The sequence below is a fragment of the Thalassobacter sp. genome (assembly GCF_982993085.1).
Genome location: NZ_CEZFMW010000054.1, coordinates 1 through 13,586, shown reverse-complemented (window position 1 = coordinate 13,586; position 13,586 = coordinate 1). Strand labels below are relative to the sequence as shown.

Here is a 13,586-nt window from a genome sequence, read left to right as displayed (position 1 = left end):
TCCGCGCCAACGGTCGTCAGCACGCAAAAGCGCGATGCCATGATCCATTTGCGATACAGAGGTGTCAGCCGCCGCGCGACCTTGGCCAAGGATGCGGCCCCCGGCGGTTGGCTATACAGCGCCTCAAGCGCTGCGATCGAATTGACCTGTGTCACGCTGAAATCTCGCCTCATCCAAAAGAGCGTCAGATGCGGTTTCGATATCATGCTCAAGGCGTTTTATGAAATCTTGTTTGCTCAACCCCGGCTCAATCGGCGGCAGAAAATCGATCACTGCAACACCGGGTTTGCGGGTGACGCCCCGCTTGGGCCAGAACACACCGACGTTCGCAGCAACCGGATACACCGGCTGGGCCATCTGGTCATAAATCGCGGCTGTGCCGATTTTGTACGGCTTGGATACACCTGGCGCGACCCGCGTCCCTTGGGGGTATATGATCAATTGACCGCCCCGCTGACGGCCGCTGGCCACGTCATCCAGCATCTTCTTGATCGCAACGCCACGCTGCCCGCGTTTCACCGGAATACACCCCAGCCGAAGACCATATTGGCCAATCACAGGGGCGTATTTCAGGATATCTTTCATGATGAAAATACCGCGCGGAATGGCGTGATAGATCATAAGAATATCGAGAAAGCTTTGGTGCTTGGCGGCCACGATAACGGGGCCTTGGGTGGGTGGGGTGCCGCGCACCTCGCACCGCAGACCAACCATCCAGCGCGCCGACCAAATCACGTAGCCCGCATAGGCGTGACAGCCCGCGTGCGCCCCTCGGCGTGACACCAACGCCCAAGGCAGAAACAGGATCCCAATGACCGGCATCGCCAGATACATTTGGATATTGAACAAGAGAGAGCGAAGGAATTGCATGGCGTCCCTTATGGCATTTTGCGCAGGGCGCGCAAGGCGGCGGCACGGGTGGCGGCAAAGCCCACAGCCCCTGCAAGCGGCGGAATCAACAGCGGCAACAGCCAGCTTGCACCCGAAAATCCAAGCCCGGTCAGAAATCCGCCCGCCATGTCCGCCTTTGGCAATGCCGCGACAGCCCCCATGGCCAACACGGTCCCGAGGCCCGCACCCAATGCCGCGCGCATCGTGAACCGATGCACAAAAGCCCGCGCGATATAGCTGTCGCGCGCGCCGACCAAGCGCAGCGTGCGGATCACACCCGAATTCGCCGACAGCGCCGATTGGGCCGCAAGCGTGATCATCGCAGCCATGCTCGACATGATCAAAAGCAGTGAAACCCAGCCGATTGTGCGCAACCGGTTGGCCGCCTCGATCAGGGGGCGGCGCCAGCGGGTATGGTCATCCAAGATCGCGCCCGGTGCCTCTGCCGCCAGGCGCGCGCGCAAGCCTTCGGCATCGTAGCCGGCGCCAGCCTCAACCACCTCAATCAGGCGCGGAATCGGCAGAGCATCAAGCGGCAGATCCGCACCGAACCACGGGGCCAAAAGCGCCTCTTGCTCGGCATCGCTGAGGGCGCGGGCACTTGCGACACCGGGTGTTGTTTGCAACACGTTCAGGGCGGCGGCGGTTTGCAGCGTCTCCTGCGCGGCGGGGGCGGAAATGCGCACCGTTGAAGTACGCGCCAACTCTTGGCCCCAGCGCACGCTCATCCGTTCCGTCGCAAGCGACAAGGCCAAGGCGAACACCGCCAAAAACGCCATTGCAGCTGCGCTAAATACCGTCAACCAAACGGTAAATCCCGTGGGCGGCACAACGCGGTCCGCATCAGGTGCGCCGGACAAAAAGGCCCAGATGTATTTCAAAGGTCCGCCCCCGCCAGTTGAACCGACCCATCCGTAAGCCGTAACACACGGGCCGAAACCTGCGCCTTGGCCGCACGGATCAGACCCAGATCGTGGGTCGCGATCAGGACCGTTTTGCCCATCTTGTTTAGCTCTAGCAAAAGCGACAGCAGGCGCTGAGACATCTCCCAATCGACGTTGCCTGTCGGCTCATCCGCCAAGATCACATCCGGCCCCATGATGATTGCGCGCGCCAAGGCTGCGCGCTGCCGTTCGCCCCCCGAAAGTTCGGGTGGCAGGGCATGGGCGCGCGGGCTGAGCCCGACCCACGCCAAGAGTTGCGCAAGGTTCTCGGCCTCAGCCTCAACATCGCGGCCAGAGACCGAAAGCGGCAACGCCACGTTTTGGGTGATGCTGAGATGATCCAAAAACTGGCAATCTTGGTGCACCACGCCAATGCGCTGACGGACTTTGGCAAGCGCATCGCGGCTTAGATCTCGGGCGTCTTGGCCCAGCAGTTTGACCGTGCCCGTATTGGCCAAAAGATCGCCGTAGCACAGCTTGAGCAGGGTTGATTTTCCTGCCCCGCTTGGCCCCGTCAAAAAGTGGAAAGACCCCGGCGCAAGCTGCAACGACACGTCCCGCAAGATCGCGTCCTGACCGTAGGAATAGCCCGCCTTGTGCAACTCAATCACGATATGCTCCCGCCCGTGTTGGGGTCTTTCTGCCCTAGGGTCGCGAGCGGTGCAATGCACCTGTCCTGCGCAGGACTGCGTTTGGCCCCGTTCTTGAATAATGGGTGATGAACGGACCTGTGGACAAGGTGCTTGGAAAAGCGGCAAGGCGTTGATAGACATAAGGTTCAAGGACATTTCGCCTGGAGAGCAGCGGCACATGCGTTTGATCTGCCCGAATTGTGGGGCGCAGTACGAAGTAGACGCTGCCATGATCCCGGCGGACGGCAGAGACGTGCAATGTTCGAACTGCGTGACCACGTGGTTTCAGCCCGGAAAACATGACGCGGATCAGGCCCCTGCGGCCGCGCGGATGCCGTCGGCTACAGCGCCCGAGGACGTGCCCACGCCCATTCCCGCCCCGACCGAGCCGCCGCAACCACGTCGTCAGGGCACATCTGCCGGTGCGCTTGAGATCATTCGCCAAGAGGCCGCCCGCGAAGCACGGATGCGCGCCGCAGAGGCGCTTGAGACCCAAGAAGAAATGCCGCTGGACATGCCCGCCGATACCGCCGAGCGGGGCCGTCAAGCGCGTGCGCAGATCGCCGAACTGACCCGCCCCGAGCCTGAGGACGCCACCGCCAAAAATAAGACGGCCGAGGTTGAGTTGGCCCCAGAAGCGACACCTGAGCTGGCAGATGATTTGGCACAGGATTTGGCCCCGGCCCCGCAGTCACCCACAATTGCCCCGGGCAAGCCCGCCGAAGCGGAAGCTGACACGACCGCCCAGCGGCGCGATTTATTGCCGGACATCGAAGAGATTAACTCTACCCTTAGCCCCGATGACGTCGCCCGTGAGCAAGACATTGCAGCCGTCGTCGAAACGCGGCGGCCCGCACCACCTGAGCGCGCCGGACGGCGTTTGGGCTTTGGCTTTGTTATGGCCGCTGTCGTGATTGCGGCTATTGCCTATGTGACCGCCGGGTCATTGGCCCAAGCGGTACCAGACGCGGCCCCAGCCCTAACGATGTATGTCGCGTGGGTTAATGATTTGCGGGTGCAGCTTAACGAGGTGTTCACGCAGCTTACGACGCTGGTGAACACCCTTAACGCGCGCTGAGGCTACTGAAGGTCGGAAAAGGCCTTTTGCATCCGCTCTACTGCATCTTCGATCACCGCGCGGGACGTGGCGATGTTGAACCGCAAGAAGCTATCGCCACCCTTGCCGAACGTGGGCCCATGGTTGGCCGCGATTTTTGCGTCTTGTTGCACGCGGCGGGTGAATTCATCGCGGTCCATGCCCGTGTCCGCAAAATCGACCCATGACAGGTAAGTCGCCTCCAGCCGGGAGGATTTAAGGCCCGGGATCGCGTTGATCCCGGCATCGAAAATCTGGCGATTGCCATCAAGATAGACCATCAGATCGTCCACCCAAGCCGCCCCTGCGGGACTGTAAGCCGCTTGCGCCATCACGATCCCGAAGGAATTTGGCGACAGGCCCAACGCCCCCATCCGCTTTGCGAACCGTGCGCGCAGCCCTTCATCCGCGATGATGACATTGCCGATGTGGGCCCCCGCGATGTTAAAGGTCTTGGTGCTGGCGGTCATCATCACCAACCGATCCGAAATCCCATCCAGCGCGGACATCGGCGTGTGAGTGAAACCGGGGTAGATCAGGTCGTGGTGGATTTCGTCGGACACGAGGATCAGGTCGTGACGCTTGGCGAAATCAGCGACCTCTTGCAGCTCAGCCCGGGACCAGACGCGACCATTGGGATTGTGGGGCGAACAGAAGACGAGCATCGTTTCGGACCCGTCGAGTTGGGCGTCCCATGCGGCGATATCGAGGGAATAGTACCCGTCGGTGTTGGCCAGTTCGCATTCGACAACGCGGCGGCCTGCGGCCTCAATCACGCGAGCGAAGGCGTGGTAAACCGGGGTCATCAAAACAACGCCATCGCCGGGTTTGGTGAAGGCATCAACGCATAGGCCCGTGCCGTTCACGAGGCCGTGGGTCGTAAAGATCGAGGCCGGATCAACGTGCCAGTTATGGCGGGTTTGCATCCACCAGCAGATCGCCTCTTTGTAGGCGGTTTGATCGCCGTAGTAGCCGTAGACGCCGTGGTCGTGCATCGCGGCCAGCGCATCAGCAACGCATGCGGGCGGTTTGAAATCCATATCGGCAACCCACATCGCCAGCCCGTCCTGCGGTGAGACGCCATAGAGGCCTTCCATCGCATCCCATTTGGAACAGCTGGTGCCCACGCGATTGATGATGGGGTCGAACCTTGGATCGAGATCGGAATGGGCGGTCATGGGCTGGTCTCCTTTGGCGGGGAAGCTAGAGAAATGCGGGGCGGACGCAAGGGGTGCGGCGCTGGGACGCCTCCGGCGGGAGTATTTTGGGAACAAAGGAGGGACCGGCGCATTGCGATTTGCGGGCGTCTGGATTACGTGATGGGTATGACAAAACGGACTATTCTTATCCATCCGGACCCGCGATTGAAGGCGATTGCTGAGGCTGTTGAGGATTCTGGCGATGACCTGCGCGCGTTGGCCGAGGACATGCTAGAGACGATGTATCATGCGCCGGGCATTGGATTGGCCGCGCCGCAGATCGGGATTGGCCAGCGGCTGATCGTGATGGATTGTGTAAAGGAAGAGGGCGAGGCGCCCCGGCCTTTGGCGATGCTGAACCCACGTGTGATTGCCGCGTCCGATGAAACCAGCGTTTATGAAGAAGGCTGTCTTTCGATCCCGGATCAATATGCGGATGTGACGCGCCCTGCCGAGGTGGAAGTCGCTTGGATGGACGTGGATGGCTCCGCCAAGAGCGAGGTGTTTACCGGGCTCTGGGCGACCTGCGTTCAGCATGAGATCGACCATTTGGACGGCAAGCTGTTTATCGACTATCTCAAGCCGCTTAAGCGTCAGATGATCACCCGCAAGATGCAAAAGCTGAAGCGGGAAATGGCGCGGCCTTAGGCGCGTGAATTGCGACCCCAAGGGGCGGCTGATCGTACTGGACTATTTGGAGACTACCCCATGGTGCATCGCCCTTTTGTCCCTTGGCCTGCGAAGGTTTTGCGCACGCCTGCAGCCCCTGTTGAGGCCGTAACCGACGAGACGCGCGCGATTTGGGACGAAATGCTTGAGGCGATGTATGCGATGCCCGGCGTGGGCCTTGCGGCACCGCAACTGGGCATTTCGTTGCGGCTGGCGGTGGTGGATGCGGGCGATCAAACTGCGCCAATCCGCATGGCCAACCCCGAGGTTCTGCACGCCAGCATCAAGACCAACGATCACCAAGAAGCCTCACCCAACTTGCCCGGTGCGTTTGCTTGGATCACGCGGCCCCGCGCCGTGACCGTCGCCTTTTTGGACGAAACGGGTGCACGCAAGGAGCAAGACTTTGTCGGGCTTTGGGCGACCAGCGTGCAGCACCAAATCGACCACTTGAACGGCAAGATGTACTTCGACCATCTGTCCAAATTAAAGCGTGACATGCTGATCAAGAAGGCCCGCAAATGAGGGTCGTGTTTATGGGCACGCCGGAGTTTTCGGTTCCGGTGCTTGAGGCTTTGGCGTCGAAGCATGAAGTCGTATGTGCCTATTCCCAGCCGCCGCGCCCTGCGGGCCGTGGCAAAAAGCTGCGACCATCGCCAGTACAGGCGCGGGCAGAAGCATTGGGCATTGAGGTCCGCCACCCTACGTCGTTGAAATCAAGCGAGGAACAGGCGGCATTCGCGGCGTTGAACGCGGATGTTGCGGTCGTGGTGGCCTATGGTTTGATCCTGCCACAAGCCGTTTTGGATGCCCCTGCACGCGGATGCTTGAACATCCATGCCTCGCTTTTGCCGCGGTGGCGGGGGGCGGCGCCGATCCATCGCAGCATCATGGCAGGCGATGCGCAGACCGGCGTTTGTATCATGCAGATGGAGGCCGGTCTGGACACCGGGCCGGTTCTGCTGCGCGAGGCGCTAGACATTGGTGACACCGAGACCACCGGCGCGCTGCACGACCGGCTTAGCGCGATGGGCGCGCGGCTGATCATCGAGGCCTTGGCGCGACTGCCACAGCTGGAACCGCAGGCGCAGCCCGACGCCGGCGTGACCTATGCACATAAGATCGACAAAGCTGAGGCCGCAGTGAACTGGGACCGGCTCGCGACGGAGGTTGCACGCCATATCAATGGGTTGTCGCCGTTTCCCGGTGCCTTCGTGATGCGGGGTGAAACGCGGCTTAAGCTGTTGCGGGCACGCGCGGTAGATTTGGATGATGCAGGTACGGCCGAACCCGGCACACTGCTGCAAGGGCCAACCGTGGCCTGCGGCACCGGGGCGATTGAATTGCTAGAGGTCCAGCCTGCGGGCAAGGGCCGAATGGATGCGGCATCTTGGGTTAACGGCGCAGGCCTAACACCCGGCGCGCGACTGGGGGATTAGTCTGATGTTTCCCACTATGATCGGCACCATCATCATTGCGGGCATCATCGGCTACGCGAGTGAGCGGACGGGTTTTACGGCCAACGGTATCATCCCTTCGATCATTATTTGTGTGGGCGGGGCGCTGTGCTTTTACTTTGTGCAGATCATGTTCGGCGTCGGTTTTCGCCAGCCTGGGTTTAATGCCATCGCCAGCTCAATTGGGGCGCTTGCGATTGTGCCGACACGGTGGCGAAAGTGAGGATGCGCGGGGGACATTGATCTCTCTTTGACATCCGGCCGATTGGCAATTCGCCCCTAAACCAGCCATTTTTAAGAATTTTAATCGATTTAGATCGAATTTTTAGGATGGATTGCAAATGTGTTAATAATACGATAGATATTAAATCTATACTAAAGAGAATTTAAGTATCTATTTATTCAGGGGACAGTCATGAAAGCAATCCGGTTTGCGGCGGCCATGTTGGCCGCGACGTGCATTGCAGGCGCCGCCCATGCGGCCACAATTACGCAGCAATACAAGGCTTTTAGCCATGGCGTTGGCGCGCAGGGGACGCCCGAACATTCGGTGTATTTTGCAGGTGGGCACAATCCAGCGGGCTCTAGCGGGCCGAAAAACAACCATTTCCTGTTTGAGAACGCGATGCCCGGCAACGGCGTGTTCACACAGTTTAACGACGGGACCGCGACGCTGACGGGCAATGTCAAAAACGCAGGCGGCGATGAATACGCGCTAAGCCTGTTCATGGAAGCCACCGGCACCCCCGCAAGCATCAAGCTGCCGTCCGTTCCCGCAGGTCAAAGCATCGATACCAGTGCGTGGACGTTTTATTCCATCAGCACAGCCATCGACAGCACGCTAACCTATTTGGGCGCGGGCAGTTTGGCGAGCTTTAAGCTGACGGAAATGGATATGACCAAGGCGGTTCAGGTCGGGGTGGGAGCCAACGACAAGAATTGGGACCTGTTTGGTCTATCGACATGGATCAACTTTACCGATCTGGCCTGTACCGGCAATTGTCAGCCCAGCTATGGTGGCGACATCAACATCACGCTGGCCGCCGTACCGCTGCCCGCGAGCCTGCCCTTGGTTCTGTTGGGGCTGGGCGGACTTGGCTATATGGCGCGGCGTCGCCAGAGCGCCTAAATCATACCTCATGCTTGCGAAGGACCCGCCCTTAGTGGCGGGTCTTTTTCGTTGGCGCAGTTGGCGGCTAGTGTTTGACCCCGCGCGAGGGGCGGTTTACCCCTTTGGAAGAAGGAGACCCCACATGACCAAGCCCCCTCTTACGCTTTATATGGCCGCGCCGCGCGGATTTTGCGCCGGTGTCGACCGCGCGATCAAGATTGTTGAGATGGCTTTGGCGAAATGGGGCGCGCCGGTCTATGTCCGTCATGAGATCGTGCACAACAAATACGTGGTCGATGACCTAAAGGCGAAGGGCGCCGTTTTTGTTGAGGAATTGGACCAATGCCCCGACGACCGTCCGGTGATTTTTTCAGCCCATGGGGTGCCAAAATCCGTGCCTGCCGCGGCACAGGCCCGCGAAATGGTTTATGTGGATGCCACCTGCCCGCTGGTCAGCAAGGTTCATATTGAGGCCGCGCGCCACGCGGATGCCGGGCTTCAGATGGTGATGATTGGCCACGCCGGTCACCCCGAAACGGTCGGCACGATGGGGCAATTGCCCGATGGTGAGGTTCTGTTAGTCGAAACGCCCGACGACGTTGCCGGGCTGGACGTGCGCGATCCCGAAAAGCTGGCGTATATCACGCAAACAACGCTGAGTGTGGATGACACCGCCGAGGTCGTCGCCGCCCTGAACGCGCGGTTCCCAGCCATCGTTGGCCCCCACAAGGAAGACATCTGTTACGCGACCACCAACCGCCAAGAAGCGGTAAAGGCGATGGCGCCTTTGGCGGATGCGATGCTGGTGGTCGGCGCGCCGAACTCAAGCAACTCCAAGCGCTTGGTCGAGGTTGGCGCCCGCGCTGGCTGTAAATACGCGCAGCTGGTGCAGCGCGCGACCGACATTGATTGGCGCGCGTTGGAAGGGATCACCTCTATGGGGATCACGGCGGGTGCATCCGCGCCTGAGGTTTTGATCAATGAGGTCGTGGACGCCTTTAAGGACCGCTATGACGTGACTGTTGAAATGGTTGAAACCGCCGTTGAGAACGTCGAGTTCAAAGTCCCACGCGTGCTACGCGAACCGGCCTAGCCACGGTCCCGCACCCTTGGGCGCGTGCCCTCATGTATCCGGCTGCTAGGCGCGATTTATGCGGTCGCAGGTTTTCTCAGCACGGGGACAACGCGGCCCTAAATCGGTTCCAAAAGAGGCTTTTCGCAACCGGGCAATGGCCATAAACTAGGGTTAATACGAGGACGCCATGATCTCAGTCCAATTCCTTGTCACCGCTTTGGTGGTTGTTGTCGCCCCCGGAACTGGGGTGATTTACACTCTGGCTCTTGGCTTGGGTCAGGGGCGGCGCGCGGCGATTTGGGCCGCGTTGGGGTGCACCGTTGGGATCGTGCCGCACCTGTTGGCGGCGACGCTGGGCGTGGCAGCGGTGCTGCACACTTCGGCCGTGTTGTTCAACATCGTCAAATTCGCAGGCGTTGCGTATTTGCTGTGGCTTGCGTGGGGCGCGCTGCGCAGTGACGGCGCGCTGGCAGTATCGGCTACGCGCACCGCTGAGCCAGGATTTCGGATCGCCCAGCGTGGCGCGTTGATCAACATCCTCAACCCGAAACTATCCATATTTTTCCTTGCGCTTTTGCCCCCCTTCCTAAGCGGGAACCCCGCAACCGCCACGGCGGAAATGGTGGGCCTGGGCACGATTTTCATGGCGATGACATTCGCGGTTTTTGTCGCATATGGCGTGTTCGCAGCGGCGGCACGGGTGTGGCTGCTGTCAAGCGCGCGGGTGATGCGCTGGCTGAACCGCGGGTTTGCGGGGGTGTTTGCCCTGCTCGCCGCCCGCCTCGCGACGGAGCGCGCATGACCCAGATACCCCGAAGTGCCCTGCTGCTCGGCCTTGCCGGGCTGATCCCTTTTGTGTGGGGGGCGATGACCACGTTGAATACCGATCTGCAACTGTGGGGCGCGCACGCCTTGGGGCCACGATTTGTGGGGCCGTATGTGCAGTTGTTCTATGGCTCAGTCATTTTGTCGTTCATGTCCGGCGTGTTGTGGGGCTTTGCCACCAAAACCACCGGTCCCGTGGCCACAACGGGTTACGCCCTCTCGGTGCTGCCTGCGCTGTGGGCCTTTTTCATGACAGGCGGCGGCCCTGTCAGTGCCGGCATGGCCTTGATGGCGGGGTTCATCGGGCTGCTGGGGATTGATTGGTTGTTCTGGAAACAAGAATTAGCGCCCCCGTGGTGGATGCACCTGCGCGTTCTTTTGACCGCAATTGTCGTGATCTGCCTAAGCGTTGGGGTGTTTCAATGAGCGACCCTGAAACCATCGCCTGCTACAACGCGCGCGCGGCGGAATATACCGCGCTTGAGCTGCCTGACAGTGAAATCCGCTCAATGGCGGCCTTTGTTGAGGGTCTGCCGCATGGGGCGCACATCCTTGATTTGGGCTGTGGGCCGGGGATGCATGGGGCCGCGTTTCTCAGCCAAGGATTTGAGGTTTCGGGGCTGGATGCATCTGTTGCTTTTGTCACCGCCGCAACCGAGCGGGGCATCAGTGCACGTTTGGGCTGTTTTTCGGAACTGGAGGATTATGCCGCCTATGACGGGATTTGGGCGTCCTTTTCGCTGCTTCATGCGTCCCGCGCGGAATTTCCCGATGTGCTGGCCCGCGCTGTCCGCGCCCTGCGCCCCGATGGCCGCTTGTATATAAGCATGAAGCTGGGCACAGAGGATTTCCGCGACGCGATGGGTCGGCTTTATGGCTTTCACACGGTTGAGGAACTGCACAAAGCCTTGGGAGACGTGGGCATGAAAGTGATCTGGCAAGAAACCGGACGAGAACGCGGCTTTGCCGGAACAATTGACCCCGTTGCGATGATGGTGGCCATCCATGAATAAGCTTTATGCCTATACCGATGGCGCGTGCAGCGGAAACCCCGGGCCGGGTGGTTGGGGTGCGTTGTTGCAGGCAAAAGATGGTACTGAGGTCGTCAAAGAGCGGTCGTTGCAGGGCGGTGAGGCCGATACCACAAACAACCGCATGGAGCTTTTGGCCGCGATCAACGCCCTAGAGGCCCTAGAACGTCCAAGCGTGATCACGGTGGTGACCGACAGCGCCTATGTAAAGGGCGGGATCACCGCGTGGCTGTTTGGCTGGAAAAAGAACGGCTGGAAGACATCGACCAAAAAGCCCGTCAAAAACGTAGACCTGTGGCAGCGTTTGGACACCGCCCAGGCCCGTCATGACGTAACGTGGGAATGGGTCAAAGGCCACGCGGGCCACCCCGAAAACGAGCGCGCAGATGAGCTGGCACGGGCAGGCATGGCCCCGTTCAAGGGCAAGGGTAAGTAGCCCCCGGCTAGAGGACCGTAACACGGGTGCCCACCGGCACCCGGTCATACAGGTCCTCAACATGTGCGTTGATCATCCGAATGCAGCCGTTGGAAACCGACCGCCCGATGGAACGCGGCTGCGTCGTGCCATGTATGCGGTAATACGTGTCGACCCCGCCCTGATATAGATAAAGCGCGCGGGACCCGAGTGGGTTTTCGGGCCCGCCCGGCACGCCCTCGGCAAAGCGCGCATAGGTTTGGGGCTCGCGGGCAATCATCTCATCTGTGGGGCGCCAGTTGGGCCATTTCGCTTTGCGCGCGATCACGGCGTCGCCCTGAAATTCGAGCCCCGCGCGCCCAACCCCCACGCCGTAGCGCATGGCGGTACCGCCCTCTTGGATCCAGTAGAGGTAGTGTGCCTTGGGCACGACAACGATGCTGCCGGGGGTGAAATCCGCGCGCACCTGCACCAGCGTCGGCCGCAGATTTGCGGCGGGTTCATACGCAGCCGCCGACCCGGTGGCGAGTGCTCCACCAAGTCCTGCGGTTGACATCAAAAATGTTCTGCGGTCCATCTGTCTCTCCGATCACGCACCCCACCACACATGGGTGTGATTTTAGCCATCTGGATCGGAATGGGTGGCTCACGTTTGTGTGAAACGGTCATCAAGTTTGGGCAAACGGTCGATGTGTTGCAACGGGGCAGCAGTTGGGTCCGTGATCCGAGCGATCGCCGCGCGGGCCAAGAATGCGCCCGCCGCCTCGGCCCGGCTGGGAACCATGTGCACCATCGGTTGCGCCCAACCCATAAAGGGCAGCGCATCGTGGACGACCACGTCGAAATCGGACCCCGGCTTGATGCCTGCGGCGGCGAACCCGCTGAGTGCAGCCAGACAGGACGCCGCAGACGAAAATATCCAACCGTCCCCTACGCCGCCGCCCACCGCGATCTCTTGGGAAAAGGCGCGTATGTGCCCGCCGGGGCTATCTGCATCAAAGCCAGAGATGACCTCTAGCTCGACGCTATGGGTGTCAGCGGCAAGGCGCGCGCCCTCAAGCAGGTTGCCCGCTGCAAAGTGGTCACCGTGAGGGGCCACCAAGCGGATTGATTGACGGCCTTTCGACACCAGCAGGGCAACGGCCTCGGCCCCCAATTGGGCGTGATCTACGTCGAAAAAGGCGTGGTTCGTGGCCCAGCGGCTGCGCCCATGCGTCACGAAGGGGTGGCCAATGTCCAACAGGTGCCGCACGCGCGGGTCATCAAGGGTCACACGATCAAGGATCAACGCGTCTGCCATCTGCGTGGACACGACGTATTTCAGCTGTTCCAACGGGTCGCCGCCGGGCAGGCTGGGCGCAATGGACAGGGCATAGTTTGAAGCCTTCAAGCCCGCGGCGGCCGCCCGCACAAATAACGCGGTTTGGGTCATCAACTCAGGTTCCGTGGACATCAGCATCGTGACGACTTGGCTGCGCCCCGTGCGCAGGCGAATGCCCGCATGATTGGGCACATAACCGATTTCGTCGGCCACTTGGCGCACCCGATCCTTGGTCGCCTGACTGATATCCCGCGCCCCTTTGAGTGCCCTAGAGACGGTTGGCACAGCCAGTCCCGTGATCCCGGCAATGGTCTTGAGCGTGGGGCGTTTGGTTGTATCCATCGTCCGTCCCTCGTTGGAAAACACCCCTGTCTCGGGATGTCGTCGCCCGGCAGCTGTTGCGTTGCAAGAGCTACGCCCAAGGGAATAATCCTGCGCGGCGCACCGCTTATGGCGCGCGGTCTGCCGCCGATAAACGACCGCAAGGCGCCGCGTGTGTTGTGTAATGTGGCGATCCCTTGAGGACTCGAACCCCAAACCTGCTGATTAGAAGTCAGCTGCTCTATCCAGTTGAGCTAAGGGACCGCTGTGCATCTTTTGCCCCGGACCGGGGGGCGCATGCAATGGCAAAGGCGCATGCGGCGACTGTTGCCCTCTGGGCGCGCCCCAGCTACATCCCTTTCAAACGTTTGGAGGACCCCAATGGCGGCTTATCAATATGTCTACCACATGGACGGCGTGTCCAAGACCTATCCTGGTGGCAAGAAGTGCTTTGAGAATATCCGCCTGAGCTTTTTGCCCGGCGTGAAGATTGGCGTTGTCGGCGTGAACGGCGCAGGTAAATCCACCCTGATGAAAATTATGGCCGGGATGGACAAGGATTTCACCGGTGAGGCGTGGTCCGCCGAGGGCGCCAAAGT

The 13,586-nt window shown here is 60.6% G+C and carries 18 protein-coding genes and 1 tRNA gene; 12 read left to right on the top strand and 7 right to left on the bottom strand.

Annotated elements, in window-relative coordinates; genetic code table 11:
- Window positions 1–123: 123 nt before the first annotated feature.
- The 3 genes from AC4GMC_RS10080 to AC4GMC_RS10070 are packed head-to-tail and all read right to left on the bottom strand — an operon-like array spanning window position 124 to window position 2,446.
- On the bottom strand, window positions 124–870 hold the full coding sequence (locus tag AC4GMC_RS10080) for a lysophospholipid acyltransferase family protein (RefSeq protein WP_487878475.1): 747 nt from the start codon (window positions 868–870) through the stop codon (window positions 124–126).
- An 8-nt stretch (window positions 871–878) separates the two neighbouring features.
- A complete protein-coding gene (locus AC4GMC_RS10075; protein WP_487878474.1) occupies window positions 879–1,772 on the bottom strand; it encodes a cell division protein FtsX in 894 nt (297 codons plus the stop codon).
- Entirely contained in the window at window positions 1,769–2,446 is a 678-nt protein-coding gene (locus tag AC4GMC_RS10070) for a cell division ATP-binding protein FtsE (protein WP_487878473.1), read from the bottom strand. Before AC4GMC_RS10070 ends, AC4GMC_RS10075 begins: the two co-directional genes overlap by 4 nt.
- 199 nt (window positions 2,447–2,645) lie before the next feature.
- On the opposite strand from AC4GMC_RS10070, the gene AC4GMC_RS10065 reads away from it, so the two are divergent.
- Window positions 2,646–3,545: a zinc-ribbon domain-containing protein gene (locus AC4GMC_RS10065; RefSeq protein ID WP_487878472.1), complete on the top strand. Its 900-nt coding sequence runs from the start codon at window positions 2,646–2,648 to the stop codon at window positions 3,543–3,545.
- A gap of 2 nt (window positions 3,546–3,547) precedes the next feature.
- Here the strand turns inward: AC4GMC_RS10065 and AC4GMC_RS10060 are convergent, their stop codons facing one another.
- Window positions 3,548–4,741, bottom strand: a complete 1,194-nt coding sequence (locus AC4GMC_RS10060; protein WP_487879217.1) for a MalY/PatB family protein — start codon at window positions 4,739–4,741, stop codon at window positions 3,548–3,550.
- A 141-nt stretch (window positions 4,742–4,882) separates the two neighbouring features.
- On the opposite strand from AC4GMC_RS10060, the gene def (AC4GMC_RS10055) reads away from it, so the two are divergent.
- The 10 genes from def (AC4GMC_RS10055) to rnhA all read left to right on the top strand — a co-directional run bounded on the left by def (AC4GMC_RS10055) (window position 4,883) and on the right by rnhA (window position 11,366).
- Entirely contained in the window at window positions 4,883–5,410 is a 528-nt protein-coding gene (def, locus tag AC4GMC_RS10055; RefSeq protein WP_487877838.1) for a peptide deformylase, read from the top strand.
- Window positions 5,411–5,470: 60 nt separating this feature from the next.
- Complete coding sequence (gene def, locus AC4GMC_RS10050; protein WP_487877837.1) at window positions 5,471–5,956, top strand: peptide deformylase; 486 nt, start codon at window positions 5,471–5,473, stop codon at window positions 5,954–5,956.
- Window positions 5,953–6,870 (top strand): methionyl-tRNA formyltransferase, encoded by a 918-nt coding sequence (fmt, locus tag AC4GMC_RS10045; RefSeq protein ID WP_487877836.1) that lies wholly within the window; start codon window positions 5,953–5,955, stop codon window positions 6,868–6,870. The genes def (AC4GMC_RS10050) and fmt overlap by 4 nt, the downstream gene beginning before the upstream one ends.
- Window positions 6,871–6,874: 4 nt before the next feature.
- Entirely contained in the window at window positions 6,875–7,111 is a 237-nt protein-coding gene (locus AC4GMC_RS10040) for a hypothetical protein (RefSeq protein WP_487877835.1), read from the top strand.
- Between the two features lie 192 nt (window positions 7,112–7,303).
- Window positions 7,304–8,017: an SP85-like N-terminal domain-containing protein gene (locus AC4GMC_RS10035; RefSeq protein ID WP_487877834.1), complete on the top strand. Its 714-nt coding sequence runs from the start codon at window positions 7,304–7,306 to the stop codon at window positions 8,015–8,017.
- Window positions 8,018–8,141: 124 nt separating this feature from the next.
- Window positions 8,142–9,092 (top strand): 4-hydroxy-3-methylbut-2-enyl diphosphate reductase, encoded by a 951-nt coding sequence (gene ispH / locus AC4GMC_RS10030; RefSeq protein ID WP_487877833.1) that lies wholly within the window; start codon window positions 8,142–8,144, stop codon window positions 9,090–9,092.
- A gap of 169 nt (window positions 9,093–9,261) precedes the next feature.
- Entirely contained in the window at window positions 9,262–9,876 is a 615-nt protein-coding gene (locus tag AC4GMC_RS10025) for a LysE family translocator (protein WP_487877832.1), read from the top strand.
- Window positions 9,873–10,325, top strand: coding sequence for a DUF3429 domain-containing protein (locus tag AC4GMC_RS10020; RefSeq protein WP_487877831.1), 453 nt, complete (start codon window positions 9,873–9,875; stop codon window positions 10,323–10,325). The genes AC4GMC_RS10025 and AC4GMC_RS10020 overlap by 4 nt, the downstream gene beginning before the upstream one ends.
- Entirely contained in the window at window positions 10,322–10,912 is a 591-nt protein-coding gene (locus tag AC4GMC_RS10015; protein ID WP_487879215.1) for a class I SAM-dependent DNA methyltransferase, read from the top strand. The genes AC4GMC_RS10020 and AC4GMC_RS10015 overlap by 4 nt, the downstream gene beginning before the upstream one ends.
- Window positions 10,905–11,366 carry a ribonuclease HI gene (gene rnhA, locus AC4GMC_RS10010; RefSeq protein WP_487878827.1) on the top strand — a complete coding sequence of 154 codons (462 nt, stop codon included), beginning with the start codon at window positions 10,905–10,907 and terminating at the stop codon, window positions 11,364–11,366. The genes AC4GMC_RS10015 and rnhA overlap by 8 nt, the downstream gene beginning before the upstream one ends.
- 7 nt (window positions 11,367–11,373) lie before the next feature.
- Here the strand turns inward: rnhA and AC4GMC_RS10005 are convergent, their stop codons facing one another.
- The 3 genes from AC4GMC_RS10005 to AC4GMC_RS09995 all read right to left on the bottom strand — a co-directional run bounded on the left by AC4GMC_RS10005 (window position 11,374) and on the right by AC4GMC_RS09995 (window position 13,251).
- Window positions 11,374–11,922 (bottom strand): L,D-transpeptidase, encoded by a 549-nt coding sequence (locus AC4GMC_RS10005; RefSeq protein WP_487878828.1) that lies wholly within the window; start codon window positions 11,920–11,922, stop codon window positions 11,374–11,376.
- A gap of 69 nt (window positions 11,923–11,991) precedes the next feature.
- Window positions 11,992–13,008 carry a LacI family DNA-binding transcriptional regulator gene (locus tag AC4GMC_RS10000; protein WP_487880440.1) on the bottom strand — a complete coding sequence of 339 codons (1,017 nt, stop codon included), beginning with the start codon at window positions 13,006–13,008 and terminating at the stop codon, window positions 11,992–11,994.
- Window positions 13,009–13,174: 166 nt separating this feature from the next.
- Window positions 13,175–13,251: transfer RNA gene (locus AC4GMC_RS09995), tRNA-Arg, on the bottom strand.
- A 117-nt stretch (window positions 13,252–13,368) separates the two neighbouring features.
- On the opposite strand from AC4GMC_RS09995, the gene AC4GMC_RS09990 reads away from it, so the two are divergent.
- On the top strand, window positions 13,369–13,586 hold a 218-nt coding region (locus AC4GMC_RS09990; protein ID WP_487884398.1), incomplete at its 3' end, for an ATP-binding cassette domain-containing protein.